22 protein-coding genes are annotated in these 26,937 nt (G+C 65.2%); 9 read left to right on the top strand and 13 right to left on the bottom strand.

The features are described from left to right. Positions 1–7: 7 nt before the first annotated feature. A complete protein-coding gene (locus EPA99_RS07980; RefSeq protein ID WP_129470674.1) occupies positions 8–1,543 on the top strand; it encodes a gluconokinase in 1,536 nt (511 codons plus the stop codon). A gap of 124 nt (positions 1,544–1,667) precedes the next feature. On the opposite strand, the gene EPA99_RS18935 is transcribed toward EPA99_RS07980, so the two are convergent. Beyond that, a complete protein-coding gene (locus EPA99_RS18935; protein WP_241688315.1) occupies positions 1,668–1,781 on the bottom strand; it encodes a hypothetical protein in 114 nt (37 codons plus the stop codon). After that, positions 1,751–2,161 carry a hypothetical protein gene (locus tag EPA99_RS18930; protein WP_241688327.1) on the bottom strand — a complete coding sequence of 137 codons (411 nt, stop codon included), beginning with the start codon at positions 2,159–2,161 and terminating at the stop codon, positions 1,751–1,753. The genes EPA99_RS18935 and EPA99_RS18930 overlap by 31 nt, the downstream gene beginning before the upstream one ends. Before the next feature lie 256 nt (positions 2,162–2,417). Between EPA99_RS18930 and EPA99_RS07970 the strand changes: the two genes are divergently transcribed. Both EPA99_RS07970 and EPA99_RS07965 read left to right on the top strand, forming a co-directional pair. Then, positions 2,418–2,942 carry a hypothetical protein gene (locus tag EPA99_RS07970; protein ID WP_129470673.1) on the top strand — a complete coding sequence of 175 codons (525 nt, stop codon included), beginning with the start codon at positions 2,418–2,420 and terminating at the stop codon, positions 2,940–2,942. Between the two features lie 32 nt (positions 2,943–2,974). Next, a complete protein-coding gene (locus EPA99_RS07965) occupies positions 2,975–4,966 on the top strand; it encodes an XVIPCD domain-containing protein (RefSeq protein WP_129470672.1) in 1,992 nt (663 codons plus the stop codon). A gap of 117 nt (positions 4,967–5,083) precedes the next feature. Here EPA99_RS07965 and EPA99_RS07960 read toward each other — a convergent pair whose 3' ends face one another. Beyond that, positions 5,084–5,818 (bottom strand): XAC0095 family protein, encoded by a 735-nt coding sequence (locus EPA99_RS07960; protein WP_129470671.1) that lies wholly within the window; start codon positions 5,816–5,818, stop codon positions 5,084–5,086. 322 nt (positions 5,819–6,140) lie between these two features. Between EPA99_RS07960 and EPA99_RS07950 the strand changes: the two genes are divergently transcribed. Beyond that, entirely contained in the window at positions 6,141–6,899 is a 759-nt protein-coding gene (locus tag EPA99_RS07950) for a hypothetical protein (protein WP_241688314.1), read from the top strand. 227 nt (positions 6,900–7,126) lie between these two features. Then, on the top strand, positions 7,127–7,570 hold the full coding sequence (locus tag EPA99_RS07945) for a hypothetical protein (protein ID WP_129470670.1): 444 nt from the start codon (positions 7,127–7,129) through the stop codon (positions 7,568–7,570). Between the two features lie 150 nt (positions 7,571–7,720). Here the strand turns inward: EPA99_RS07945 and EPA99_RS07940 are convergent, their stop codons facing one another. The 6 genes from EPA99_RS07940 to aceE all read right to left on the bottom strand — a co-directional run bounded on the left by EPA99_RS07940 (position 7,721) and on the right by aceE (position 14,416). Then, on the bottom strand, positions 7,721–8,452 hold the full coding sequence (locus EPA99_RS07940) for a hypothetical protein (RefSeq protein ID WP_129470669.1): 732 nt from the start codon (positions 8,450–8,452) through the stop codon (positions 7,721–7,723). 457 nt (positions 8,453–8,909) lie between these two features. Next, a complete protein-coding gene (locus tag EPA99_RS07935; RefSeq protein WP_129470668.1) occupies positions 8,910–9,923 on the bottom strand; it encodes an XVIPCD domain-containing protein in 1,014 nt (337 codons plus the stop codon). A 12-nt stretch (positions 9,924–9,935) separates the two neighbouring features. Then, complete coding sequence (locus tag EPA99_RS07930) at positions 9,936–10,580, bottom strand: hypothetical protein (protein WP_241688313.1); 645 nt, start codon at positions 10,578–10,580, stop codon at positions 9,936–9,938. 425 nt (positions 10,581–11,005) lie between these two features. Next, the gene (locus EPA99_RS07925) at positions 11,006–11,317 is read right to left on the bottom strand and encodes a type II toxin-antitoxin system RelE/ParE family toxin (RefSeq protein ID WP_129470667.1); all 312 of its coding nucleotides are present in this window, start codon (positions 11,315–11,317) and stop codon (positions 11,006–11,008) included. Continuing rightward, positions 11,314–11,583, bottom strand: coding sequence for a ribbon-helix-helix domain-containing protein (locus tag EPA99_RS07920; RefSeq protein WP_129470666.1), 270 nt, complete (start codon positions 11,581–11,583; stop codon positions 11,314–11,316). Before EPA99_RS07920 ends, EPA99_RS07925 begins: the two co-directional genes overlap by 4 nt. 142 nt (positions 11,584–11,725) lie before the next feature. After that, the gene (gene aceE, locus EPA99_RS07915) at positions 11,726–14,416 is read right to left on the bottom strand and encodes a pyruvate dehydrogenase (acetyl-transferring), homodimeric type (RefSeq protein WP_129470665.1); all 2,691 of its coding nucleotides are present in this window, start codon (positions 14,414–14,416) and stop codon (positions 11,726–11,728) included. A 180-nt stretch (positions 14,417–14,596) separates the two neighbouring features. Between aceE and EPA99_RS07910 the strand changes: the two genes are divergently transcribed. The 4 genes from EPA99_RS07910 (at position 14,597) to EPA99_RS07895 (ending at position 19,260) form a co-directional block, all read left to right on the top strand. After that, on the top strand, positions 14,597–17,053 hold the full coding sequence (locus tag EPA99_RS07910; RefSeq protein ID WP_129470664.1) for a SpoIIE family protein phosphatase: 2,457 nt from the start codon (positions 14,597–14,599) through the stop codon (positions 17,051–17,053). Next, complete coding sequence (locus EPA99_RS07905; protein WP_129470663.1) at positions 17,050–17,436, top strand: STAS domain-containing protein; 387 nt, start codon at positions 17,050–17,052, stop codon at positions 17,434–17,436. Before EPA99_RS07910 ends, EPA99_RS07905 begins: the two co-directional genes overlap by 4 nt. A gap of 389 nt (positions 17,437–17,825) precedes the next feature. Next, positions 17,826–18,359: a PadR family transcriptional regulator gene (locus tag EPA99_RS07900; RefSeq protein ID WP_129470662.1), complete on the top strand. Its 534-nt coding sequence runs from the start codon at positions 17,826–17,828 to the stop codon at positions 18,357–18,359. Positions 18,360–18,459: 100 nt separating this feature from the next. Further along, complete coding sequence (locus EPA99_RS07895; protein WP_129470661.1) at positions 18,460–19,260, top strand: siderophore-interacting protein; 801 nt, start codon at positions 18,460–18,462, stop codon at positions 19,258–19,260. Between the two features lie 31 nt (positions 19,261–19,291). Here EPA99_RS07895 and EPA99_RS07890 read toward each other — a convergent pair whose 3' ends face one another. From EPA99_RS07890 to EPA99_RS07875, 4 genes are all read right to left on the bottom strand, one after another. After that, complete coding sequence (locus EPA99_RS07890; protein ID WP_129470660.1) at positions 19,292–19,792, bottom strand: hypothetical protein; 501 nt, start codon at positions 19,790–19,792, stop codon at positions 19,292–19,294. 259 nt (positions 19,793–20,051) lie between these two features. Further along, positions 20,052–21,434, bottom strand: a complete 1,383-nt coding sequence (locus EPA99_RS07885) for a GDSL-type esterase/lipase family protein (RefSeq protein WP_164978598.1) — start codon at positions 21,432–21,434, stop codon at positions 20,052–20,054. 12 nt (positions 21,435–21,446) lie between these two features. Further along, positions 21,447–23,489, bottom strand: a complete 2,043-nt coding sequence (locus EPA99_RS07880) for a beta-L-arabinofuranosidase domain-containing protein (RefSeq protein ID WP_129470658.1) — start codon at positions 23,487–23,489, stop codon at positions 21,447–21,449. Positions 23,490–23,622: 133 nt separating this feature from the next. Then, positions 23,623–26,364: a TonB-dependent receptor plug domain-containing protein gene (locus tag EPA99_RS07875; RefSeq protein WP_129470657.1), complete on the bottom strand. Its 2,742-nt coding sequence runs from the start codon at positions 26,362–26,364 to the stop codon at positions 23,623–23,625. Between the last annotated feature and the right edge of the window lie 573 nt (positions 26,365–26,937).

Genomic DNA, 26,937 nt, shown 5'->3' with positions numbered 1-26,937 from the left:
CACACGCATGAGCACGAACGCACCGCGCGCCGATGTCGTCATCGGCGTGGACATGGGCACCACCTCGACCAAGGCCGTCGCCTTCACCGCCGATGGCACCCTGGTGGCCTTCGCCTCGGCCGGCTACCCGCTGGATGAGCCCCTGCCCGGCCATGTCGAACAGGACCCGCAGCTGATCCTCGCCGCGGTCCACCAGACCATCCGCAGCGTCGTGGACGAGCTGGGCGCGCACCGCATCGCCGGCCTGTCCTTCTCCTCGGCCATGCACTCGCTGATGGCGCTGGACCAGGCACACACGCCGCTGACAGCGGCGATCACCTGGGCCGACACGCGCGCCTCGGCCCAGGCCGAGCGCCTGCGGGCCTCGCCCACCGGCCTGGCCCTGCACCGACGCACGGGCACGCCCATTCACCCGATGTCGCCCCTGCTCAAGCTGATGTGGTTCGCCGAGCACGCCCCGCCGCTGTGCCAGCAGGCGCGGACCTGGGCCGGCATCAAGGACTGGGTACTGTGGCGGCTGTGCGGCGAGCTGGTGATCGATCTCTCCCTGGCGTCCTGTTCGGGCCTGCTGGACATCCACACCCGCCAATGGGACCCCGAGGCGCTGGCCCTGGCCGGCATCACCCCAGCCCAGCTGCCGCGCCTGGTTTCCACCACGCACCTGCTGCCCACGCTGACCGAAGCGGCCGCCGCCGCGACCGGCCTGCCGCGCCACACCGCCGTGGTGGTGGGCGCAGGCGACGGCCCGCTGGCCAATCTCGGCGTCGGTGCCGTGCGGCCGGGCGTGGCGGCGTGCTCCATCGGCACCAGCGGCGCCCTGCGCGTGACCGTGGACAAGCCCGCCGTGGATCCGCGTGGCGGCGTGTTCTGCTACGCGCTGACCGACGAGCGCTGGGTCATCGGCGGGGCCATCAACAACGGCGGCGTCACCCTGGACTGGGTGCGCGCGGAAATCGCCGGTGGGCAGGCGGTGAACACCCAGGCACTGCTGGACCAGGCCGCCACGGTGCCGGTCGGTTCCGGCGGGCTGATCATGCTGCCGTACCTGTTGAGCGAGCGCGCCCCGCACTGGAGCAGCCTGGCCCGCGGCGCCTACATCGGCCTGACCCGCGCCCACGGCAGCGCGCACCTGACACGCGCCGCGGTCGAAGGCGTGTGCCTGCAGCTGGCGCTGGTGCTGCAATCCATGCAAGCCGCCGGCCTGCAGATCCAAGAGATCCGCGCCACCGGCGGCACCACCCGCCACGCGCTGTGGCAGCAGATCCTGGCCGACACCTCCGGCCTGCCCATCGGCCTGCCCGAAGGCCAGGAAGGCTCCGGCTACGGCGCCGCCCTGCTGGGCATGCAGGCGCTGGGGCTGATCGAATCGATCGATGTCGCCGCCGAGCACATTCGCGTGGACGCCACCGTGCAGCCGCAGCCAGAGCACGCGGCGACCTATCGCGCCTTGCGTGAGATCTACGAGGGGCTGTACGACGCACTGGTGCCAACGTTCGAGCGGTTGCGGGAGTTGGCGCCGTCGTTGCCGCTGGCTGCGCCGTAGCGCGAAAACCGGGGTCAGAGTGCACTTTTGGAGGGCACGCCTTGCTACTTGCCCCCTTCCGAAACGCATGGAAGGCCAAAGGTTTAGCGCCGAAAACTGCACTCTGAACCCGATTTCGAAAGTATTACGGAACTGCGCCGGCCAGTTGCTCAAGCTGTCTGATGCGCTCGCGCGTCACATTAGCTCGGCAGTCCGCGACCAACAGCGCTAGCTCTCTTCGGGCCATGCCCTGAACCATGGGCTCGGCTTGGCAATAGGCTTCGCGATAAGTGCGCCACGCGCTGGAGCTGAGACGAAACCCCTCTCCAGGTCTTCCAGATAATCAGGATCGTCCTTGACGTAGCTCGCATAGCGCGAACGTGACTTGCTGACGATGTCCTTCTCCAACCTGGCCAGCCTGCTTTCGAGCGCGTGCGCATCACGCAACGAAAGGCACGCCTTGCCGACCTGCCTGCACGCGTCGTCTGGTAATGCGAGCAGGCACGCCTCCTTGTCTCGCGCCCCACCAATGCGGGAGCAATCGGACTCTGCTGCAATCGGTGCAAAGGTACCCACACGCTCGGTTGAAGCTGTGGCGCTTATTGGCAAGCACGCAATCACTGAAAGGAGTAGCACCATTACCGCCGTCCACTGCACGTCCCGATGCAGCCGGGCTACATCCGCACCGTTAGCGCGCGTCCTTCTGATGTCCACCGGAACTCCTAGAAGCCTTGAGCATGACCAAGCTAACAAAGGCGCGCGGGCCGACTCAAGTAAGGGGGTAGCGGGAGCTAAGCCATACCCAGATTTTCGTCAGCTTGCGCTTTGGACTAGTAGGATTTGACCCAACCCTTGGCTAGACTGCCAACCGCTCAACACCAGGCAGGAGAATCACGTGGCATTTCGATTATCCGCGAAAGGCACACAGGCAAGCCTTCTGATCACCTTGTGCGCCGGCTTATGCGCTTGCACGACCAGCTCATCGGCGCAGACCAAGAAACCCAACTTTGAGGGAGCCTGGTCGGTCGAATGGTGCGACAAATCGAGACCTGATACGGACTGCGGGGGATTCAATCTGGATCTCGTCCAAAGCGGAAGCGCACTTTGCGGAAGCTATAACAGTGCCCGGGTTGGACTGACGCAAATCGATGAAGGAGGAAGAGTATGGGGCACTGCCAATGGCGGTAGCGCAGTGCTCACTGTGGAAAGCGAGCGTAGCGGCGGCAAGTACGCTGTACATGCTGTTCTCGTAGGCAATCAACTCCACTGGAAGCTCGGACAGACCATCCGACCCGCCGACCGGGACATCGACATCATCGCGATCGATGAAAAGCTTTCGCGCAGACAACTCGATGGCGAGCTGAGCGCGCGACACGCGGAGACCGCATCGGACTGCCAGGCGCAATGGGAAAAGAAATAAGGAAGTAACTTAACCCGTATGCATGAGGACACATGGACTATCGCGAACTGACCGAACAGGAGTATTACGACCGCCTTCGCATCGTGGTGGCAGGCGCAGAAGGGCTCCATGCACGAGCCCAGGATGTCGGCGATGGCATGGCCACCATTGGCTATGGCTACACGTTCAATCGACACAACAACGCCGACATCTGGCGGGACTCTGGCATCCCGCTGACGCAGCAGGAATTAGCGGCCCTGGACGCCATTGATGCTGCGCCAGATGGCAACCGAACTCGCCTCGGCCTGGCCTTCCCTCGCGTGCTGACTGCAGCAGAGTCTGAGCAATTGCTGCGTGCTTCCATGCGGGAGTACGAAGGTCCGGCCACTGCCTTGAACATGCCGCTGTCCGAAGAGCGTGTTGCGATGGTCTCCTTGACCTACAACCGTGGTGCCGGAGCATTGATGGGCAACGCGGCAAGGAGCGTTCCGGAGCATCCCGTTATGGATGCCATCCGGGACGGGAACAGGGCCGAGGCGTGGTTTCAGATGCGTTACAACTGCTGGGGCTCTGCGGATCCGCAGTTCGAAGGCGGTCTGCGGAAGCGACGGTTTGCCGAGGCAGAGGTGTTTGGGCTCTACGACGACCCAAACAATGTATCGCCGCAGGAGGCGCGGAGCGTTGCCCAGATGTACGGCCTGCATCGTGACGAGATTGATCGGGTGGAACGCGCACACGGCGTATCCATCGAGGGCGTTCAGGCCAGCCGAAACCGGATTGCCGAGGCGAACCGGGACTACCCTGCGCTTGCCCGAGAATACGGGCAAGTCCAGACCATCGCCGACTCGCTTGAGCCAGCCCGCCAGACGCTGTTGAGGCAGGCACGCGAGGAAAACCCTGCGTTAGCAGATCGGTTAACGCCAGAGAACTTCACTGCGGACCGGATCTTCCTTGATCCAGGTCGCGACTTACGAGATGCCGCCAGCGTCGACCAAGACCTCGCGTCCATGCGCAACCAGCGCAACCCACCCAGGGCACCGACGATCAATGCCGTCGGCCGAGAACAGCGCAACTCGACCAGAGATGATGTCGACCCAGACCATGCCGCCAACATCGATTCCAGGCGGATGTCGCGAGGGCAGAACCCACAGGAGATCGCCAGCAACGATCTGCTGCTGGGCGCTGGCGGCAACGACACGCTCATCGGCGGCCGGGGCGACGATGTATTGATCGGCGGCACCGGCCGCGACACCCTGCGCGGCGGCGAGGGCAACGACACCTATATCGTGGACGACGGCGATGTCATCCACGATGCCGACCACAATGGAAAGGTGTACTGGAACGGGCACCCCCTGGCCGGCGGCACACTAAGAGAGGGAGATCCGGAAGGCACGTTCCGCAGCGAGGACGGGCGCCAGATTTACCGCATGGAAGGCGCCAACCTAGTGGTCAGCAACGACCAAGGCGGGTCCGTGACGGTGGTGGACTATCAACCGGGAAGCCTTGGCATCGTGCTGGGCCAATCCCAGACCCGGGGCGGCAATCCGCAAAGCGGACACGCACCGGGCGAAGTACCCGGCCGTGACTCGATCAATGTGAATCCAACTTCCATCGGTGTTCCTTCGGGCTCGCCTGCCGTGCCGCCGACCGTCGAGCGCACGGGCAGTATCGATCACAACAACGATCCGATACTGAAATCCACGCGCGACGCCGTCGCCCGTCTCGACCAAAGCCTTGGACGCGACTCTGACGAGGCCAGCGAGCGTATGACCGCCAGCCTGGCCCGGCTTGCGCGCGAGAACGGCCTTGAACGCGTTGACCACGTGGTACTGAACAAGCAGACCGAACGCCTTCACCAGGGCGAGAACGTGTTCGTCGTGCAAGGCCGCCTGGACGATCCGGCACACCTGCGAGCGCACATCAGTACCCAACAGGCAGTGGAAACGCCGGTACAGGAGTCGCTGCAGCGCCTACAGGAACTGGATCGACAACAAGTCGCGCAAAACCAGCAGCAGGAGACGCAGCGGCGGGGAATGCAGATCTGAAACAGCGAACGGATGCGGGGTGAGCCTCCCCTTGCTCGGCGCTTGCCTGCGCCATGCCCTCAACGCAGGCCGTGCGCTGGCCTGCGTTGCGCGGACAGAATCCAGTGTCCTTGCTCCTCAGTGCAGCAGCCTCGCATCCGCGTGCGTATGCGACTGCACAGGCCGATGGCGCAAGCGACCCGTGGAGTCGCCTTCCCGATCAGCCCAGGGCATCGGCTGCAGGCAGTAGACCGGCGGGGTCTCCCTGACGGAGTGCGGGCGCTCATCCTGCTCCAGCGACTGCGTGTAGATCTCTGTCACCAGCGCATCCAGCTCGACCGCACGGTCGAAGATCGTGTGGCCCAGGATCGAGAGCGTGCCGCGAGCAAAGTCTGCTGTGCCGCTGGCGGACACGGCGTCGCCGTAGGCCTTGATGCGTTCGGCGAGCCGGTTGAGTTGGTCGATCTGCTCCACGGTGACACCGCAGGTAAACCCATCCTCGCGAGACAGGGCCCAGCCGGCGCCGGCCGGCTCTGAGGCCTCCAGCTCAGCCTCAGCCGCGTGGGCCTGCTCGTCGTTCGCCTGGGGATTGGTGCGTGCATTGTCCCGCTCCACGCCCGCCGCTTCGCGCCGGGCAGGGTGCGAGAGTGCCTCTAGCACCAACTCCAACTGCTGGGCCAGCGGTCCAAGGCAGGACAAGAGCTCACGCATGTGCTGGTCTGGGTCACTAGCCAGCGTGCCATCTATAAAGCGCAGCCGCGCCAGTTCCGCTAGGGCCTGGATACGCTGCTTGATCTGCGTCAGCAGCCGCTGACTGTCTTCGGGCAGGAAGTCGCCCGTCATGTCCTTATCGTCGAACGCATGCTCTGACATCGTTGCCTCTCCTTCTTACCATGAGTGACCGCCCGCCATGAGTGGCGGACGGGAAGTCGGGAGGTTCGAAACCGCTCATAGACGGCGGGCGTATTCCCCTTGCGGGTGTTGTATTAGCCGCCCTCCCGACGCAGGCATGGCGTCGGCTGCACCTGCAAAGGATGCAGGCACAAAAAACCCACCGGTTTGACGGAGGTGGGTACCGCTATGAGAGGAGTTTCGACGCTCCTTGAAGGCGAGATTGCTACTGCGAAGTTGAACTGTCAACAGGTGATCCTTGTAGAAGCGCAGTTGTGTCCTGCCTTCTGATTCGACAGAGTAGATGCTGCGCGCAGATCAACCGGAAGAGAAACGAGACATGGAAAGCTCGCCAAACACAATGCTGCAAGTGCCGCCTAACAGAGGGCGAACGTCCCCTGCCCCGCTGGAAGATCTGAGTTTCACGTCGCTCTCCGATGCGATGTCGCGCTACATCAAAGGCACCGACCGGAATCAAGCAGGGCCGGTGGAGCGCTGGAGCTTTGCCCTTGCCATCTTCGGCGCAGGCGTCGGCATGCTGCTCGGTTCAATACTAGAGGGGCGCGCCGGCCTGGCGCTCGCCATCTTAGGCCTTGCTTTGGAGGCTGGCGGGATCCTCGTCTCGCTTGCCCTGCAGATCAAGCGCGAATGGCCAAGTTTTCGGCATCCTTACGCCGAGCATGCCGCAGATATGGAACACGAATTCCATCACTACCAAGACATCGTTCGAGCGCTACGCGCCTTCCCCCGCGAGCAGCGTCTGCAGCGAGAAGCATTTGTCCGCAACCGCAGGGCAAACATGCACGAACGCCTGGGCCTGTTTACCGGCGGAATGGAACGACTGGGCGTCATTCCGCTGATCCTCGCCTTGTATCTGCAGTTCAAAGACTGGCGCTGGGGCGACTGGACCGTGTTGGCCGACATCACCCTGATCCAGGGCTGCCTCGCCTTCCTCCTGCTGTTCGCCTATGTAATGTCTTGGCACATCATCAGACTCCGCATTCGCGTGCAGAGTTACGAGCAACTGCTTGCGGAGGCAAATCGGCAGGAAGCCTCGACTTAACTGCCAGCGACCTGGGCTGTGCGGGGACGGCACGCGCATCCACAGCGACAGCGCTTGCTTTCATCATTGTCTTAGATTGTCACGGCTACGCTCAAAACCTGCTTCTGTGGCTCGCGCTGGGTAAGACCTGCCTGATAAGCTATAGCCATCGGCGACTTAAGTGCAGGCTAATCAGGCCCGGAAAGTGCATTCTGACCCCTTTCTCCGATCCTCAATGGAGTTGCTTCATGCCCATGATTCGCCGCGTCATCCTCGCAACGCTGACGCTGTGTCTGCTGGCCTCCCACGCCTATGCGGGGAATGACCCCACCTACCTGGTGCATATGAAAATCTTCAGCGCGGAAAAGTTGGTCGGGCAGACCACCGCAACGTTGACGGAGCGCCAGACGTACCACTGGACCGGCGGCCACGATGGGGTGAGTTTTGACGTTGCCCTGGCGTTGGCCGAGCTCAATGCACGCGAAGCGCTTTTCCAACACTCCATCAAGGTTACGCGCGCAGTCAAACCCGGCATCGACGACTTTTGCAAGAACGACCAAGGAAGCGGCCGGATCGTCTACGGCACTGAAAGCAGGCTGTTCGATTCACCCATCAGCAACTACACGGGCAAGGCGATCCTCCAGGGTTGCGCCTTGGACGTGACTGTTAGTCAGGTGGACCAAGCGCTGTAAGTTGAGCCAGGAGGGACGGTTCCGGAACTGTTCGCGATACGCGCCGCCACCCCAGTTTTCCGATCTTCTGACAGAGGATGCACAGAGCCTGCGGGCCAGGCGAGCCTGGAAGCCCTCAGCGCCGTAGGTTATTGACGCTGAGGGCCACTCTTACTGGACGATGTTGAACGCGGCGGTGTCTTGGTGCCAGGTGCCACACATTGTCGCTGTCGCAACGGACACGTATGCGCCGGGCTGGTAGATTCTGCATCCTAACGGTATGAAGAGCTGGCGGGTGGTGCCAGTCCAGCCCTCTACCGATATTTGCGCTGCCGTTGAGCAAAAACCTCCGGCTTGAACTGCGAGGGTTCCCTGTTCGGCGCCGGCCGTACTACCTTTCTCGAACAATCCTTCTCCCTCATAGACGGCAGGTTCACCCACTCCGGTGACCCAGTCTGCTGTCATTTGCGCCGCTACGAAGCAGTCACTGGCCGCAGTTCCAGCGGCCACGCCACGTGTTTTGGGATCAAAGTCGCGTGCGCTACGGAGCGTGGAGTTGGCGCCGTCTCGCACACAGGGGAAGGTGAAAAGAGCCTCTTTACCCAGCCGCATCTCCAATCCTTTCGGAACTTCGGCATTTCTTGAGCGACAGTACTCCGCGTGCGCTTGCAGTGTTGCTTTCGACTGATGTTCCGGTCGATACAGCGTGTTGCCATTCGCCAACGCCAACAGCCGCACGCTCACTGGCTTTGGGACACCAGCGAGCTCAATCACTTGATCAACATATTCAATTCCCTGTTCATCTGTCGTGGTTGTGGTCGACTTAAGTTTCGCTGCCGATGTTTGGGCGCTGCAGAGGGTAGGGGGGAGCAGCAGGACTAACGCTACGAGATGCTTCATCATGGACCTTCCTTTTTATTCCCTGTCCGAAGTTGCCAATTATTTGGCGCTAGCATTAACGCTAATGAGACTGATTCTCGTCTGTGAACTGCGTCACAGGCCTCCAGTCGTGACGGGAATGTAAGAAGTGCGTCATTGGATATGCGTGCCAATGTCCAGAGACGAACCGCAGACGGGACGGGAACAATGCTTCATCGCGCCGATTTCAAAGCAGCGCGGTGAGCAGGGCCTGGGTTGGCTACGCGCAGGCGGAGGCACGTGCCATTGCGGTACTGGTGGCGCGTGGTTGGCCGGCCAACAACGAACGGGGTCAGGTTTACTTTTCCTACTGAAGCGGGCCGGCATGCGCATCACCGACATCAAGCAGTAAATGGACCTGAACCCGTCTTTTTTGCGCAGCTGGCTGGCGCTGCAGACAGGACAGAAGTAAGGGAAGGCGTCTCAAGCGCCGCGCCAGGCGTCACACCATCCCATGCTGCTGGGTGAGCACCTGCTCAGGTTGCGCAACCTGAGGCGTCTGTTGCAGGCGCTGGCTGTCGTTCAAGGCCTGCAACTGCGCGAGTGACTGCTCCACCGGCCTGGCCAACGCCTCGTCGGTGCGAATGTGCGCACGAAGATGCGCAGGGTTGTTCAACTCACCCTGCACGACGAAGAGATTCTCGCCCTGGCGGACGGGGCCTGCGTCACGACTGAGCACGACATGGTCAATCCGGGTGAGGCCATTCTCTTTCGCGAGGCATGCCGCGCTTGCAGCCAAGCGCTCGCTATTGCTGTCGTAGTCACGGCACAGACCTTTCTCCAAGCGCCTGACCGCATCTTCAGCTTGAGAAAGCAGTGGATCTCCCCGGCCGGCCATCTGCCCCTCCCTGCCCGGCTTGGCAGCAAGCTCGCCGCTCTGATGCCGGGTGCCATCGCTCTGATCCTGCTCGGTGAGCAGCCACTGCATGACTGATCGCTTCGGCATCTTGTTCTGATGCTCGGAGTTGAGCGGGCTGTCCTCGATGGGCGCCTTGATGCTCTTGATGTCCTGGATGTTCTCCAGCGGCTTGAGCTCGCCGTCAAAGCGCTTGTCACCGATCCCGAGGAGCGTCTTGCGGTGAAGCCCCGCATGATTCAGCGCGCCCCAGGTGAAGTCGATGCAGCTGTTAGACAAGCCGCCGTACTCCATGTCGAACTTGTACTTGGCTGGGTTGTCGCCGAACTGCTGCAGCTTGTCGTATTGCGCCTTGGTGATTTCCATGGTGCGCGCGTAGTAAGGCTCTTTGTAATCCTTGAGGTCGGTGTCATAGACCTTGCCTGGGCCGCTGGACTCACCATGCTCCTTGGGCGCGAAGCCGTAGCTCTGCTCCCGCTTTCCGTCGGAAATGACGTAGTACATATGGCCGGCGGCCGAGGTCCCACCCGAAAGCGCCAAAGGCGTGCCGGGTGCGGCCACATAGACGGTTACGGTGTAATGGGGGTCCTGCTTGTCCATAAGCGGCTCCTGTTACTTTGCCTTCCGGGTGTAAGCCACCAGAAGCTCGGCATGGGCATCGGTCAGCGCATTGCGGTTCTCGCTAACCACGAGGACCAGGCGGTAGCGACCGGCCGGCAGGTTGGGAACCAGGGCGAATGCCAGCTCGCGGTAGCTTTCCTCCACGAGCAAGCCCGCGGCCTGCATCGTGTTGAAGTCTGAATCGAACGGCATCAAGCCAGGGACAAGGCCGTCGGCTGGAAGCTCAATGAGCTCCGTGCCGCTTCCGGGTGTCATATCGCTGCGCAGCAAGGTGACCTGCGTTTGTCCTACGTGATCAAGGTGGAACAACTGCACGCGGGCAGAGACACCTGCATCTACCAGCCGCCGGGCCACTTCGGCTGTTACTGAAGGATCATTGCCGGCGATCCGCACACCAATGAACAGCGGCGGACTATCGTCATCTGGCAACGCGGGCACATCGAAGTCGAGCTCGAGGGGGCCGGTGTCAGCTGGATCGAGACGACGCACTAAGGGGACAGCAGTCCGCATGTCGCTGGGCTCCGTTGCAGTGGATTTGCTTGCTGGTTGAGGAGGCTGTGGCTGCCCATTGCAGGACACCAGCAACATCACCACTGCCATGGGCGCAATCCGTTTCCCGACCTTGGCCAACAACATGCTGATCCTCCCTGGGCCTGTGGCGCATACGGCGCACGCCGCTCGTCATCGACCAAGTTTCATGCTTCCTCCAGATAAATAAAAGGGGCGACCAATGGTCACCCCTTCACCAAAATCGAACCGTCTGGGCATCGAGCCTCGTCCAGGCTCGCCTTCTACACATCGACTTTGTACTGCTTGATCGCCCGGGCCCTGGTCGCTGTAGCCGCGCACGTCGCCGGTGGCGAAAATGATCGGCTCAAAGCCGAGCGTGCCACCCGCGCATAAGGCCAATTTGCTTTTTTTGCGCCACAACCAAGCCTTTCGCGCCGGAATTTTTCGGAGATTCGCGCCGCAAAGAGGGCTTGCGGCGGCTGTATTCGCGCAAGAATCCTCCGGATTCCGCCGCCTTTTGCTAACAGCCACGCCCTGTCCCGTGATGCATCTCAGGCGTCGCGCCAGCCGCCTTCGTAATCCTGACCTCCGTAGAACACACCGAGGATCGACACCACCTGCCGCGGGGCATCGACGTGGAAGGCGATCACGCAGGTGCCTTGGTAGTGGGTGATCCGAAGGCCCGGGAGCAGGTCATCTCGCCTGGCTCCCCTTTCCGGGAAGGTCTGCAGACGCTCGCAGTAGTCCACGATGGCATCGACATAGCGCGTGGCCGAAGCGGGCGCACCGGCAGTGATGATGTATTCCTCGAGGGCAGTGAGGTGGGCGACCGCCTCGGGTGCGAACTCGACCCGCCAGCTCACGTCCGACGCCGACGCTTCTCCGCCAGTTGCTCGCGGGCCTGCGTGGTGGACAGGCTGCGCCCTGGGTCGGCCTGCAAGGCAAGCGCCGCCGGCACCACTTGCTCGCGCAACCAGGTCTCCATCGCCCGGTCGCGGGCCAGCAGCGTCCGCAGACCATCCCGGAACACCTCGCTCTCCGTCGCGTACTCGCCCGCAGCCACTTTGGCCTTGACCAGGTCCGCCATCTCGTTGGGCAGGGTGATGCTGAATTGCTGGGTCGAACGCATGGCGACCTCCAACGCTTCGAATAGGATTGAATCCTACTCATCATTTCCAGGCTTCACAACCGAGCCGGCTCGCTTCGGGATTTAGCGAAGAACAAAAAAAAAGCGGCCCGAAGGCCGCTTTTTTTCTCACCCCAACAAAGCATCAAGCCCCATCAGGATTCATCTTCTCCACATCAATCTTGTACTGCTTGATCGCCCGGGCCACATCCTTGCCGGTCATCTTACCTTCCTTCGCCAACGCGGCGATGGCGGCATGGGCGATGTAGTACCGATCCACCTCGAAGAAGCGACGCAGGTTGGCGCGCGTATCCGAGCGGCCGAAGCCGTCGGTGCCCAGCACGGTGTAGTTGGTGGTGGGCAGGAAGGCGCGGATCTGGTCGCTGTAGGCGCGCACGTAGTCGGTGGCGGCGATGACCGGGCCTTGACGGCCTTCCAGCAGCTGGGTGACGTAGGGCTTGCGCTGCTCGCCTTCCGGGTGCAGGCGGTTCCAGCGCTCGCAGTCGAAGCCGTCGCGGCGCAGCTCGTTGAAGCTGGGGCAGGACCAGATGTCGGCGGTGACGCCGAAGTCCTTGTCCAGCAGCTCGGCCGCGGCGATGGCCTCGCGCAGGATGGTGCCGCTGCCCAGCAGCTGCACGCGCAGCTCGCCCTTCTTGGGCTTGCCGGCGTCGGTGAGCAGGTACATGCCCTTGATGATGCCTTCCTCTGCACCGGCCGGCATTTCCGGGTGGGTGTAGTTTTCGTTCATCAGCGTCAGGTAGTAGTACTCGTCCTTCTGCTCTTCCATCATCGCCTTCATGCCGTGCTGCAGGACCACGGTGACCTCGTAACCGAAGGTCGGGTCGTAGCTGCGCACGTTGGGGATGGAGCCGGCGATGACCAGGCTGAAGCCGTCCTCGTGCTGCAGGCCTTCACCGTTGAGCGTGGTGCGCCCGGCGGTGCCGCCCAGCAGGAAGCCGCGGGTGCGCATGTCGGCGGCCTGCCAGGCGATATCGCCCACGCGCTGGAAGCCGAACATGGAGTAGTAGATGTAGAACGGCAGCATCGGCACGTTGGACACCGAGTAGCTGGTGCCGGCGGCAAGCCACGAGGAGATCGCGCCCGGCTCGCTGATGCCCTGCTGCAGCACCTGGCCGGACTGGTCCTCGCGGTAGTACATCAGCTGGTCGGCATCGACCGGCTTGTACTTCTGGCCGTGCGGGGCATAGATGCCGATCTGGCGGAACAGGCCTTCCATGCCGAAGGTGCGGGCCTCGTCGGCCACGATCGGCACGATGCGCGGGCCCAGCTCCTTGTCGCGCAGGGCGATGTTGAGCGTCTGCACGAAGGACATGGTGGTGGAGTACTTGCGCTCGCCGCTGTCCTTGAGCAGGCGCTCGTACTTGTCCAGGCCGGGCACGGTGAAGGACTTGTCGGCCTTGCGGCGACGCTGCGGGAGGAAGCCGCCCAGCGCGTTGCGGCGCTCGAGCATGTACTGCACTTCCGGCGAGTCCTTGCCCGGGTTGTAGAACGGCACCTGGCCATCGGCCAGCTGCGCGTCGGTCACCGGGATGTCGAAGCGGTCGCGGAAATGGCGGACGGCATCGTCGTCCAGCTTCTTGGTCTGGTGGGTGGGGTTGAGCGCCTCACCGGCGCTGCCCATGCCGTAGCCCTTGACCGTCTTGGCCAGGATCACGGTGGGCATGCCCTTGGTGTTCACGGCCTGGTGGTAGGCGGCGTAGACCTTGTGCGGGTCGTGGCCACCGCGGTTGAGGCGCCAGATGTCGTCGTCGGACAGGTTGGAGACCATGGCCGCGGTCTCCGGGTACTTGCCGAAGAAGTTGGCGCGCGTGTAGGCGCCACCGAAGGCCTTGCAGTTCTGGTACTCGCCGTCGACGGTTTCCATCATCAGCTTGCGCAGCACGCCGTCCTTGTCCTGGGCCAGAAGCGGATCCCAGTAGCCGCCCCACAGCAGCTTGATGACGTTCCAGCCGCCGCCGCGGAACACGCCTTCCAGTTCCTGGATGATCTTGCCGTTGCCGCGCACCGGGCCGTCCAGGCGCTGCAGGTTGCAGTTGACCACGAAGATCAGGTTGTCCAGGCCTTCGCGGCCGGCCAGGGCGATGGCACCCAGGGTTTCCGGCTCGTCGGACTCGCCGTCGCCAATGAAGCACCACACCTTGCGGTCGGACTTCTCGATCAGGCCGCGGTGCTCCAGGTACTTCATGAATTGCGCCTGGTAGATGGCGCTCAGCGGCCCTAAGCCCATCGACACGGTGGGGGTCTGCCAGAAGTCCGGCATCAGCCACGGGTGCGGGTAGGAGGAAATGCCGCGGCCGTCCACTTCCATGCGGAAGTTGTCCAGCTGCGACTCGCTGATGCGGCCTTCCAGGAAGGCGCGCGAGTAGATGCCCGGGGCGCTGTGGCCCTGGATGTACAGCAAGTCGCCGGGGTGACTCTCGCTGGGGGCGCGCCAGAAATGGTTGAAGCCCACGTCGTACAGGGTGGCGGCCGAGGCGAAGGAGGCGATGTGGCCACCCAGGTCGCCGGGCTTGCGGTTGGCGCGCACGACCGTGGCCATGGCGTTCCAGCGCACCAGCGAGCGGATCTTCCACTCCATGGCCGAGTCGCCCGGGCTCTTGGCCTCATGGGCGGGCGAGATGGTGTTGACGTACTCGGTGGTGGGCGAGAACGGCAGGTAGGCGCCATTACGCCGGGTCAGTTCCACCATGTCTTCGAGCAGCTGGTGGGCGCGCTGCGGGCCGTCGGCGTTGATGACGGCCTTGAGCGACTCCATCCACTCCTGGGTCTCGACCGGATCCGGGTCGCTCTGCAAAATGTCGTTCAACCAATTCATCGCCACTCCCGTCAGCAGCCATGCCATGCATGACTTGATGTGTGTTTTATCGAACGCTCGATTCTAACGCAGCGGTTTCAGCGCTTATGCCGCAGCGCGGGGGGAGCCCCATTCCAATTGCGACGCACCACTATGATGGGCGGGCATAGAGGCAGCTAAGTCATGGAACGGACTACACCTTTGCCCGCCCCGGCAGCCCGTTTGACCTGGCGCAACAGCCTGCGCACCCGCCTACTACTTTGGTCGGGGTTGTCGCAGATGGCGCTGTGCGCGCTGCTGCTGGGGCTGTTCTACCTGGCCGCACGCGCGGCGATCCTGGCCAATGCGCAGACCGAGGCCGAGAGCCTGGCCTTGCAGGCCTCGCGCAGCCTCAACGAGACCCTGGGCTCGGTGCAGGTCAGCGCGCGCGTGCTGGAGCTGTCCGGCGCGGCCATCGGCCGGCAGCCGTTCAACCTGCGCTCGCTGCTGCGGGCCACGGTGCTGGGCGATGACAACATCGACGGCGCCATGCTGGTGCTGGCCCACGACGCGCTGGGCCCGGGCACGCCGGGCTTCACCTGGTACCTGCGCCGCGACGGCGGCCAGCGCCTGCGCGAGATGTCCGAGGCCGACCTGCGCTACGACCCGGAGCAGCAGTGGTGGTACGAGCGCACCGTCACCGGCGGTGCGGCCTGGTGGTCCGAGCCCTACCGCAACACCAACACTGCCGCCGAAGACTTCGTCACCTACAACGTGCCGCTGCGCCGGCCCGGCGACAGCCCGCGCGCGCGGCCGATCGGCATGGTCAGCGCCGACCTGCCGGTGGCGCGGCTGCGGCGCATGCTGGCCACCCTGCCGCACGATGCCGGGGTGGAGGCGCTGCTGCTGTCGCCGCAGTCGCGCGTGGTGGTGTCCACCCGCGATGCCGCGCTGGAAGGCCACACGCTGGAGCAGCTGGTGGGCGATCAGCGCGCGGACCTGGCGCCGCTGCGCACCGCCCTGCGCGGGCTGGGGCAGAACGACAAGCCGCTGGTGTTCCGCCACCGCGCGCGCGAGCAGAGCCTGTACACGGTGGCGGTGCCGGTGGAGGACAGCGGCTGGCACATCGCGCTGTCGGTCTCGCGCGATTACGTGCTGGCGCGACTGAACCGGGTGGCGGTGTGGCTGGCCCTGGGCGCGCTGCTGGGCACGGCGCTGGCGTGGTGGATCGGCCGGCGCATCAGCCGCAATGTCGCCGGCCCCATCGAGGACCTGTCCGGCAGCGCGCAGGGCTTCAAGCAGGGCCAGTTCCAGCAGCCGCTGCCGCATACCGAGCGCGACGACGAGGTGGGCGTGCTGGCGCGGGCGCTGGATTCGGCGCGGCACTCCATCCGCGACCAGATGATGGAGATCGAGAGCCTGGCCACCGAGCGCCAGCGGCTGGAAAGCGAGCTAAGCATCGCCCGCGACATCCAGACGGCGATGCTGCCGGTGGGGCGCATCATCGAAGGCCACCGCGCGATTGTGGAAGTCGGCGCGCGGCTGCAGCCGGCGCAGCTGGTGGGCGGGGATTTCTATCAGTTCTCCGAGGTGCAGCCGGGCATGCTGTGGTTCGCGGTGGGCGATGTCAGCGACAAGGGCCTGCCGGCGGCGCTGTTCATGGCGCGCGCGACCAGCGTGCTGGAGATCTCAGCGCGCGCGGCGCGCCCGGTGGACGAGGTGCTGCGCGCCGCCGCCCGCCGCCTGGCCGAGAACAACGACACCTGCATGTTCACCAGCGTGCTGTGCGGGCGGGTGGACGTGGAAACCGGCGAGTTCTGGATGGCCAGCGCCGGCCACGAGCCGCCGCTGCGCCTATGTGCCAATGGCCACGTGGAGACCGTGGCGATGGAGACCGGCTCGGTGCTGGGGATCGAGGCGGATTTGCGCTTCCCGGTGCTGCACGGCACCCTGTCGCGCGGCGAGACCCTGGTGTTGTTCACCGATGGCGTCAGCGAGGCCTTCGATGGCGACAACCATGCCTTCGGCCGCAGCGGCCTGCGCCAGGCCTTGCAGGCGGGCCTGAGCGCGCAGGCGCAGTGCGACCACGTGCTGGAACAGGTGCACCTGCACGCCGGCGATGCCGCGCAGTCCGACGACATCACCCTGCTCGCCATCCGCCTGCCCGAAGACCACACCCCGTCCGTTGTCGAAATTCCCGAAATGACCGTCGAACCCGCCGTTGCCGTCGCCGCCTTCCGCACCCGCCTGCGCATGCCGCTGCGCCACGACTCGCTGGGCACGCTGACCGATGCGGTGGACGCGCGCCTGGCCGGCTGGGGCCTGGACAGCGAGGCGATCAACGACGCGCGCCTGGTCACCGAGGAGCTGGGGGTGAACCTGATCGAGTACGGCCGCGCCCCCGGCCACGAGGCGCCGCCGATGGAGCTGTCGCTGTCGCTGCAGGATGGCAGCCTGCAGATGCAGTTCCGCGACCAGGGCGTGGCCTTCGACCCGTGGGCCCAGCCTGAGCCGGACCTGGACGAGGACCTGCTGGAGCGCCCGGTGGGCGGCCTGGGCCTGCACCTGGTGCGCAACATCGCCACCTCGGTCAGCTACCGTCGTGAAGGAAATGCCAACGTGGTCGGTGTCATCCTTTCCGCTTCCCCCACCGCCCCCGACGGGGCCGAGACACCATGAGCACGCTGAGCATCGAAATCGACCCGCCGGACAGCAAGCGCCAGCGCGTGGCGCTGACCGGACGCCTGGATACGCACACCTACGCCGCACTGGACGATGCGCTGGCGCCCCTGCTGGGCGCCGGGCCTTCCACCCTGGTGCTGGACCTGTCCGGGCTGGAGTACATCAGCAGCGCCGGCATCCGCTCGATCTTCAAGGCGCGCAAGGTGCTGGCCGGGCGCCAGGGCAAGGTGCTGATCGCCAACCCGCAGGCGCAGATCCAGAAAGTCTTCGACCTGGTCAAGGCGGTGCCGATGAACGAGATCTTCGCCAGCACCGCCGAGGCCGACGCCTACCTGGACGCGATGCAGCGCAAGGTGATCGATACGGCTGAGGGCGTGTAGCGCCTGGCCGCATGGCTTGATGGGATTTGACGACGCCGGCCTTGTGCCGGCGTTGTTGGTTTTGGTTGTGGGTGATTTGGCGTTGAAGGTCGCCTGCCCGTACTCACGCGCAGCGCTGATGCCGATCAAGTGTTCTCGTGAGCCCCCGCGGCTCCTGTGGGAGCGGTTCTGTGGGAGCGGCTTCAGCCGCGAATAGGCTTTACCGGTAAGGCCTCTTCGCGGCTGAAGCCGCTCCCACGGCAGTAACTGACAGCTCGTCATTGGCCTGGCGCGGGATGCCGAACTCAGACCAGCCTCTCACTGAACGATGAGATGTTCCAGACCGGAGGGGCATGGACCGCGACGCTATTTCGATATATCTTTTCACTGAATTCGATATGTCGAAACCCATGCGCCCAGGATCCCTGCCCCCACAGCCCTCTGACAGCCGCCGCGGCGGTGGTCGCCGCCGATTGGCGCACGGCGACCTGCCGCTGCTGCTGCTGAGCCTGATCGCCGGCCAGCCCCGCCATGGTTATGAGCTGATCCAGCTGATCGCCGACACCTTCCATGGGCACTACACGCCCAGCGCGGGCACGGTGTATCCGGCGCTGGCGCAGCTGGTGGAGGCCGGGCACATCAACGCCACCGAGGACGGCAGCCGCAAGCGCTATGCCCTGACCGAAGCCGGGCGCGAGTTCATGCGCGCGCAGGCCGAGCTGATGCAGCAGATGCAGGCGCGCACCTCCCACAGCGCGCGCATGGTGCTCAAGGCCTCCGTGCCGCCGGCGGTGCGCGATGGCATGGAGCAGATCAAGCAGGCGCTGGGCACGCGCCTGGGGCGCTGGGACCAGGCCAGCATTGCCCATGCCGTGCAGGCGCTGCGGCGTGCGGCGCGTGAGATCGATGCCGGGCCTGCGCAGCCACACGACAGCCTCGACTGACCCCTTATCCCCGCTGCCGCGACCCGCAGCGGCGCCCTGCCAGCCAGTCGCGCCTGGTGCCGACCCGCCCGCTTCCGCTTTCTCCTCAGGAGTGTTTTGAATGTCTCTTCATGAAAGCCGCGTGGTGCGGCACCCCGTGGTCTTCCGCCGTGTCCAGGTGATCAGCACGCAGGTGCTGAGCCCGAGCATGCGTCGCATCGTGGTCGGTGGCGAGGAGCTGGCCGGCTTCACCAGCGGCGCACCCGACGACCACGTCAAGCTGTTCTTCCCCAATGCCGAGGGCGAGTTCGTGACCCCGACGATGACCCCGCAAGGGCCGGTGTACCCGGAAGGCAAGGCGCACTCGCCGATGCGCGACTACACGCCGCGCCATTACGACGTGGAAGCCAACACGCTGACGCTGGACTTCGTGCGCCACGGCGATGGCCCGGCCGTGCGCTGGGCCGAGCGCGCCCAGCCAGGCGATGCGCTGGCGCTAGGCGGCCCGCGTGGCTCGTTCGTGGCGGCCGATGACTTCGACCACTACGTACTGCTGGGCGATGAGACCGCCCTGCCTGCCATCAGTCGCTGGCTGGAGGAAATGCCAGACGATGGCCGCCAGGTGCAGGTGTTCATCGAGATCCCCGAGGAGGACGACCGCCAGGACCTGCAGTGCCAGGCCGATGCGCAGGTGAGCTGGCTGGAGCGCAACGGCGTGCCGGCCGCGACCAGCACGCTGCTGGAAGACACACTGCGCGATTTCGACCCGCCCGAGGGCGATACCTTCTACTGGATCGCCTGCGAATCGCGCCGCGCGCGGATGATGCGCAAGTTCCTGGAAGGCCACCTGCAGGTGCCCAAGGACTGGATCCGCGCCACCGGCTACTGGAAGCACGATGCCAATGGCGAGGATGAAGACTGAAGCCGTGCCGCGCCGCACTCGCGCGGGCGCATCAGCTGACCGTCTTGCTGACCTGCATGACCTCCGGCGCGTTGCAGTCCTGCACGATGGCGAACTGCTTGGTGGTGGCGACCCAGGCGTTGTCCTGGAAGGTGTAAGTCACCTCCAGCCGCGAGTGGCGCGTGTCGCCGGTGTCCTGCGCGCAGCTCAGCACAGTGGCGGTATTGCCCTCGGCAGCGGGCAGCTGCAGCGCCTGCGGCGATGGCCGGGCGCTGCCGTCGGTGGTCGCGTGCAGCTCGACCAGCAGGTGGGAGTAGCGCTTGGCGCGCAGGCGCTGGATCTGGCGCTGGCCGATGTCGACACCGCCGGCCGCTTCGGCAGCCGAACGCGTCGCATCGCGCTCGAGCAGGCCGAGAAAGGTCGGTCGCCAGCGCTCGGCATCAGCCTGGGTGTACTGCGTGACCGAGGTCTGGGTGATGCGGGCCGCGGCGTCGGTGCCGAAGACTGAGAGCAAAGCCACGACGGCGGCGAGGAATGCGTGACTGGTGCGCATGGCGGAAACTCCTTTTCGCTGGGAAAAAAAACGATGATCGGTCGGGGTTAAAACTGGGCGGTTGCCTGCCCACCGTAATCGGGACGGATCGTGCATGGAAGGCGCCTCCCGAGTCGCGAAGAGGCTTCCTGGGAAGGCCCTTCGCGGCTGATGGCCCGAGGCCACCTCGAGCCGCTCCCACAGAAACTCCAGGTCTCCCTGCGCGCATTTCTCACTCCTCACTCCTCTGCGCTCACTCCTTGCCTCTAGCGCCCGGTCATCACGGAACGGCGGGCGCCGCACTCGCCCGACAAGGCGCGGCAACCTTACCCCTGGCGCCCGTCAGCGCATTGAACGCCACCTGCCCCATCGCCGCGTAACCGCGGTCATTGGGATGCACGCCTTCATCGACCACGCACACCGTGGCGATGCCCTGCGGCACCGGCGCGCCTGCGGGCGGCTGGCGGGTGTCGTAGGGGCCTTCGACCGCGTCGGCAAAATCGATCACGCCGTCGAATACCTCGGCCTTGGACAGCCAGGCATTGACCGTGCGGCGGGTGGCGTCGCGCTGGGGCGAGTACCAGTTGTCATCGTCGGAGAACGGCAGCACCGTGCCAGCCCAGATGCGCAGGCCGTGCTGGTGGGCCACGTCGGCCAGCAGCCGATAGCTGGCGATCAGCTCACGCGCATGGGCGCCGGTGGGCGAGAGTGCGGTGTCCGGGCCACGGTTGATGTCGTTGGCGCCGAACAGCACCACCACATCGGTGACGCCGGCACGGTCGATGACATCGCGGTAGTAGCGCTTCAACCCGGCGATGCCGGCACCGGGTTGCTCCAGCTGGTCGGCCGCCATCTCATCGGCGCTGATGCCGGCATTGCCCACCGCCAGCCCGGGCGCGCCGGCGGCATTGCTCAAGGTGGCCAGCACGGACGGCCAGGATTGCCAGGGCGTGCTGGCGCCGTGGCCATCGGTAATGGAATCGCCGAAGGCGATCACGCCGCGCGTGCCCGGCCTGGCGCCCACCTCCACCGAGGTCAGGGCGTAGACGTGCTCGCCGTTGTCGGCCGACAGCCCGGTCACGGGCGTGCGGCCTTCCAGGGTCTTTGCGGCCACCGCATTGCCCGACACCGCCCAGCGCACGCGACCGTGCTGCAGCGGATGCATGTCCGCCAGCTCGGCCTTGCCCGGCAGGTACAGGCTGATGCTCAGGATCGACAGCGCCGGTGCATCGAAGGAAAGCGGATCGCTGAGCAGCTCCTCGCCGGCGGGCACCTGCGCCTGGCTGCGCCCGTTGAAGGTGATGGGCACGGAGGTGCCGGGGCGGATGGCCGAATCCTGCGCGGCCAGGGCCAGCTGCGCCGCGCCGATGGCCAGGGGCTGGCGGCCGAACACGTTGGACACGCGGATCCGCAGTCGCGAGCCACCCAGGCTCAGGCGCACTCGCTGGCGCAGGGTGATGTCCTGCACGACCGGCCGCTGCTGGACGGGGTCGCCGCCAGCATCGCGCAGCAGCTTGCCGTCCGGCCCGCGCTGGTTGCTGACCTGCGCGGTCATCGGCTGCATCCAGCTGGTGACCCAGTGCGTGGCCTCGCCGGCCTGGGCCAGTCCTGCGCTGCACAGCAGGCCCAGCGCCAAGGCCACGTTTCGTAGGGCAGCCGTCATGCGCATGTCTCCTCAGGTGGCCGCGGGCACGCGCGGGAAGGCAGTGATGCGTAGCTTGGCCGCACCGTAAGGGATCAAGGTCAGCGCCACGGCCGGCTCGTCTTTGGCGGGTTCCGGCTTTTGCGGCACCGGGTCGGCCGCGCCTTCCTCGGCCTTCCATGCCGGCACCGGCCGCCCCTGCACCTGCAGGGTCACCGCCGGATGCTTGCCGGCGAAGGGCACCGGGCCGACCGGATGTTCTTGCACGCTGGCCGGCGCATCGACGATGCCGTAGTTCCAGCGCGTGGTCGGGTACACCATCCAGTCGGTGGTCAGCCCGCGCTTGCGCCAGGGCACCCAGGCCTCGCCCACCGGCAGCGAATACACCAGCGCGCCGCGCGTATAGGTCACCGCGTCGTGGTGGCCGCGTTCGACCCGTACCTGCGCGTCGAACTCCAGCTCGATCACATCGCCTGGCGACCAGCGCCGCATCAGCTGGGTAAAGCCGGCAGTTGCTTTCTGCGCCTGCCCGTTGACGCGCAGCACGGTGGCGCGCGACCACGCCGGGATGCGCAGGTGGATGGGGAACTCCAACGCCTGCTGCGGCCGCACGGTGATGCGCACGCTCTGGCGGAAGGGATAATCGGTGCTCTGCTCGATCTCCACCGGCGTGCCGCGCACCTGGGTGGCGATGCGGCACGGCGCGTAGACCATGGCCGCCAGGCCTTCATCGCGCGAGGCCATCCACAGGCTGGCGGTCAGCTTGGGCCAGCCCTGGTGGAAGTTGGCGGTGCAGCAGCCGAAGTTCGGCTCCAGCCCGTAGAGATTGGCCTCCGGTCCATTGGTAGTCCACGGCTTGCGGTGCAGGCTGCACTCGACCTGGTTGGGCTGTTGGTCGTACTGGTGCCCCCACATGTCGTCGGTGAAGGTGGCCGGCAAGGCGTTGAAGGCGATGCGCTCCAGGCGATCGCCCAACGGCGCATCGCCGGTCACGGCCAGGGCCAGTTCCAGCGAGTACATCACCTCCACCACCGCGCACAGTTCCACGCCCTGCGAGGGGCTCAGGCCGGCCAGATGCTCATCGGCCGCATACATGCCGTTGGGCATGCCGTGGTAGCGGTCAAGCATGGCCAGCTGGTGGTGGATGGCCTTGCGGTCGGCCTCTTGCTTGGACACCAGGTACCACATGGGCGAGGCCTTGATGCCTTGGGCGTGGTTGACGCCGTGCACTTCCTGCCCGCGGTCCTGCATGAACACCGCATCGCCCACGCCGGCCTGCAGCCCCTTGGCGTCCACCTTCTCCTTGAACGGGAAATCGGCAAAGCGCGCCTGCCAGTCGTAGCCCTGCTGCTTGAGCAGCGCGGCCAGTTCCAGCAGCTTGGGGTCCTGGGTGCGCGTGTACAGCCACACCACGCTGATGATTTCATCGGCCCAGCGCATGCGGCCCCAGTCGCGCAGCGGGCGCGCCGGCATGGCCTGCAGCTGATGGTGGAAGTAGCGGGTCATGAACGGGATCACCCGCGCATCGCCGGTGAGCTCGTGGTACTGGGTCAGCACCTTGAGCATCACCATGCGCGGCCACCAGTCATCGTTCTGGCGCGGGCCAAACATGCCGTTGTCCCACGGGTGCTCCAGGGTCCAGTCGATGAAGCGCTGGGCCTTGGCCTTCAGCCCCGGGTCCTCCAGCTGCCAGGCCAGCGGCAGCAGGCCATCGATGAAGTACGGGCCGCGCTCCCACGACTCGCCCTTGCCGCCCAGCCAGCCGCTGTCCGGGCCGACATCGGGCCAGGTCTCATCCAGCCGCCCGCCCAGGCCCGCGGCCTGGATCTCCAGCTGGCGCCGCAACCAGCCGGTGGGCTTGATCGCCCCGACCGGCAGCAGCTGATACGGCTGCTGCGCCAGCGGTGCCGGCGGAAACAGCACCGCATCGTGGCGCGGTGCGCCGCTGCCCGATGGCGTTGGCGGGCTGGCCTGCAGCGCGGTGGCGCTGGTGCTGGCGAACAAACCGCCAACCCCGGCAGCGGCGGCCGCCTGCAGCAGCGCGCGGCGGTCCTGCGAGATCGTGTCCTGCTTCATCGCTCTCTTCTCCCGGCATGCCTTGCACATGCCACTGGCGGCCAAGTGTGCAACAGCACGCACAGATTTGTCCTACAAAAAAGCGCCGTGCGATCAAGCCCGACGCTTGGCGGCGCTCAGATGTTGCGGCGCATTACAGATCCACCTGGAATTCCAGCGTGCCCGAACGCCCAAAGACGTTGTAGTTGCCGGTGTCGTAGAACGGCCAGCCGCCATTGGTGCGATCGCGCGGCGGCATCTGGTTGGTGATGTTGTTCATGGTGAACAACACGCCCATCTTCTCGTTGAAGCGGTAGCTGAAGCTGCCGTTGAACGTGGTCCATGGACCGATGTCGCGGTGCTCGCCGTCCTGGCGCCAGGTCGGGGCGTTGTTGATGCCCCACAGGGTGGCGCCCATCGGCCCCTTGTTCCAGCTCAGGCTGGCGGTGGTGCGGTAATGCAGCTCGTTAGAGTTGTTGCAGCACAGCTGGTCGTAGGTGGGATCGCCTTCCTGGTACTTGGTCTCGTGCTTGAGCACGCGGTAGTGGCCGATGGAAGTGCTGAAGTCGCCCCAGTTGCCGCCGTTCCAGCGGTAGTCGATCTGCGCCTGCAGGCCGTTCTGGCGCTGCTTGGACAGGTTGATCGGATAGGTCGCCACTTCGGTGATGCCATTGGGCGTGACCGGGTCGTTCGGGCCCAGGCGCGTGACCTGGGCCAGCACGTCGCGGCAGGTCGGCGAGTTGATGTCGAAGGGCGTGCCGCTCTCGGAGGCGCCCAGGCGGCAGTTGGCCTCGGTCTCCAGGATGTCGCCGGAACCCAGTACCGCCACCTCGTTTTCGATGAACACCGAGTTGAAGTCCAGCGAGGCGGTCAGCGCGTTGTCCGGGGTGGACCACACCACGCCATAGGTGAAGGTGTTGGCGGTGATGTCGCGCAGGTCGGTGTTGCCGGTGGACACCGCGCGGATCGATTGCCCGCCCTGCGCGCAGTCGTCGAAGTTCTCCGAGGTGAAGCCAGCCTGGCGGCACAGGTACTGGTCGGTGGCCGTGGAGAAGCCGCTGGACTGGCGCGAGTACAGATAGAACAGGTCCGGCGAGCGGAACGCGGTGGCATAGCTGCCGCGCAGCAGCAGGGTGTCGGTGGGCCGGAACTCCAGGCCGGTCTTCCAGGTCAGCTTGCCGTTGCCGCCACCGCCTTCCAGGCTGTACTTGTCATAGCGCGCGGACACATTGGCGTTGAAGCTTTCCAGGATCGGCACCTGGAACTCCACGCCGGCCGCGGCCAGGTCGCGTGAGCCGGCCGCGGTGGTGCTGCCACCGTTGCCGCGGAACAGGTTCTCCGAGCCGGGCATGGTGGACTGGTTGCTGAACTTCTCCTGCTGGCCCTGGACGATGGCGGCAAAGCCCACGGAGCCTGCAGGCAGCTCGAACAGCGAGGTGTTGGTGACCAGGGCGGTGATGTTCTGGGTCTGGCTCTCCGATTCGGCCCGGTTGGTGGCGCTGAACTGACCGTACAGCTCGCGCGAGAGCGGCTGGTACAGCCGGGCCAGGTTGGGCGAGAACACCGGATAGCCACCGTTGGTGCCCAGGCGTGGCCCCAGGTAGTAGTCATCCACGCCGTTGGCGGCCAGGAAGTCGGTGGACTTGCGGATGGCGTTGGACCAGGAGCGGTTGAGGTAGACGTTGTAGTCGAAGCCGGTGTCGCCCAGCGGCCCGCGCACGCCGGTGGCGATGTTGTACGAGCGCGTGTACACGCGCTGGTCCTTGGAATGCAGGCCGACCTCCTCTGGCGAGAAGATGCGCTGCCACAGCTCGAAGCGGCCGGCATCCTGGTTGTAGAAGGTCTGGTTCCAGGACGGCAGGCCGCCGGTGTAGGTGGGCTTGCTGTAGCTCACCAGCAGGTCGGTGTAGAACTCGGTCTCCGGGGTGATGTCATAGCGCAGGAACACGCTGCCGTTGACCGCCTCGCTCTCGCTCATCAGCGAGGCCGCGCCCACGTTGCGCGGGCTGCCGCAGTAGTAACCGCCGCCAGCCACATCGCGCAGGCTGTAGCTGTTGCTGCCGCCGAACATGTAGTTGAGCGGGTCGCAGGTGGCCTGGCCCGGGTCCACGTAGGCGGTGGCGCCGGTGTTGGTCACCTGGCGCAGGAAGCTGCGCGAGGGGTAGATGCCCTGGCCGGTGGGATTGTCCTCCACGCTGTCCACCTCATCGCGCTGATAGGCGTAGATCGGCTTCTGCTTGGACAGCTCCAGCGCGTAGCTGAGGTTGAGGTTGCCAAAGGCCGTGCCACCGCTGAACTGGAAGCGCTGGCTGGCGCCGCCGCCGTCCTCGTAGCCTCCCACGCGATAACGCAGGTGCGTGCCTTCCACATGATCCTTGAGGATGATGTTGACCACGCCGGCGATCGCCGCCGACCCGTACACCGAGGACTGGCCGCCGGTGAGCACGTCGATGCGCTCGATCATGCCCATCGGGATGTTGGCGATATCCACGATGCTAGTGCTGCCGTTGTAGGCCAGCGGGTAGCTGCTCATCGGCCGCCCGTTGAGCAGGGTCAGCGTATAGCTGGGGTCCAGGCCGAACAGGCTCACCGTCTTGGCGCCAGGCGTGTAGCCGCCGGTGAACTGCGAGTCCTGCACCGAGCCATTGGACTGCGGCAGCGAGCGCAATGCGTCGAACACATTGGTGAAGCCCTGCTTCTCCATGTCCTCGGCGGTGATGGAGGTGATCGGCGAGGGGCCTTCCACCTGCGCGCGTGGGATCAGCGAACCGGTGACCTGCACCGTGTCCATCTGCCTGGGGGTGGGCGCGGCGGTGTCCTCTCGCTGGTCCTGCGCCAGCGCCGCAGACGGCAGCAGGGCGGCGGATATCATCAACGGCAACAGTCGTGGCTTCATCGGGTCTCTCTTCCTGCAACGGGCATGAGGCGGCGCAAAGGGGCGCCGAAAGTCTGGGCACTGCGGAATGCGGAACGGTCGGGGCGGCAGCCACTGCGTCAGCCGGAGCACCTCGCTTTCTGACGTGTGCGCGAGCTGGGCGCGCGGACCGAAAGGTGCTGCGTCGCAGCAGCGGGCTGCGCGAAACGTGCGCCGTCAGGCGGGGGGATCACGTTGCGCAGAGGTCCTGGGGAATCGGGCCAGCCCCTTACGGGCAGGAACAGACCGCGCAGCAGGCAAAGGGCGGGAAATGCCCGGTCCGACAGGATCGGGGCGGTCTTCCACACTGCGGTCTGGACCACCTCACACATGCACGAACATCCGTGTGCTTCCGGCTGGCTGCTTAAATCGTTTTAACCCGGTTTGTCAGACAAATGCAATGTGCCGGACGGGCGCGTGTCATTTGATGCGCCGCGGAAGAATTCGTACCCATCCGATCCGTGCTCGGCTTCGGTTTTGGACGCCATGACGGAAGTTGTTGCCACCGCGCGATATTTTCTGCACGATCAAGTCCCGCCTTGAATCGTTTCAGCG

Origin of the sequence: Pseudoxanthomonas composti (assembly GCF_004122095.1) — a bacterium.
Lineage (GTDB): Bacteria > Pseudomonadota > Gammaproteobacteria > Xanthomonadales > Xanthomonadaceae > Pseudoxanthomonas_A > Pseudoxanthomonas_A composti.
This window is presented reverse-complemented; position numbering and strand designations above follow the sequence as displayed.